Raw genomic sequence first — 1068 nt, 5'->3', positions numbered from 1 at the left:
ATTCAGAACTCTCTGGATGCAACTCTTCCCGGAGAAGTCACGCATGTTCGCTTCAGTTTTATAGATGGAAGCTGGTTGGAGCCCTCTTTCGTAGAAGAGCTTTTCTCAGGACAGCTTGAACACGCCGAAGCTGCAGGTCGTGATGTTCAGGCGGTTGATTTCAGTGTGCCATCAGCCTTGGTGATTGAAGATTTTGGTACCAAGGGGCTTACGGGAGGAACTGATGTTAAGGATAACGACAATTTCAGTGACTTCTGGCGACGCCACGGGAAGTCGCATAAAACCGGGACGAGCCGGGGGCGATGGGGGTTGGGGAAGCTGGTTTATTCAAGCTCCTCAATGTTGGGGGTGTTTTTTGGGTTAACCGTCAGAACTGGGGAATCTGAACGCTATCTGATGGGGCAGACAGTTCTTGATCTTCACACATACGAAGGCAAAGAATATCCTGCTCACGCCTATTTCTGCGATATGGAAGGAGAGGGCGAGATATTTCAAAAGACCCCTGTCCCGCTTAAAGCCACGCAATTTGTCGACAGCTTCACTAATCAGTTTGGAATTTCTCGTCAGCGTGAATCTGGACTGTCGATTGTCATTCCTTTTCCTTTCGAGGGCCTCCGGCCGGATAAAATGATTGGGGTGGCGATAGAGAATTACTTCTATCCGATACTGACAGGCCAGCTAATCCTCGAGTTTGGAGAGGTAGAGCTTACAGCGCACAACATTCGCGAGCTGGCACATGAACACGCCCAGGGAAAAAAGCTGAAAGATATTGATGCCCTGTTTGATTTCATTGAAGAGGTAAATGCCTGTATTGGTTCTGACCGGTTCGTGTCTTTGAGAGAATCATGGGCTGAGGATACCCGCCTCGATGAAGATGATTTTGACGAAGCTGAGCTGGAAGCGATCAGGGCTCGCTTCGCGCAAGGTGACCTGGTGGGGGTCAGGCTCCCTTTAACCATTAGAAAGAAACCTGAGAAGCAAAAGCTTCATACCCAGGTCTTTGTGTTTCTCAAGCGTCCAGGAGGCCTTGAAAAGGGTGTCGATCTGTATGTGCGTGGTGGCCTGACG

The 1068-nt window shown here is 49.7% G+C and carries 1 pseudogene; it reads left to right on the top strand.

Going from position 1 to position 1068, the window contains the following annotated elements:
* Window positions 1–1068: pseudogene (locus ACN0IC_RS15755) on the top strand (hypothetical protein); the annotation flags it as partial.

Source organism: Litorimonas sp., assembly GCA_029936425.1.
In the GTDB taxonomy this organism is placed as follows: Bacteria; Pseudomonadota; Alphaproteobacteria; order Caulobacterales; family Maricaulaceae; genus Litorimonas.
Note: the sequence above shows the minus strand (reverse complement) of the source record. Positions and strands in the feature narration are given on the sequence as shown.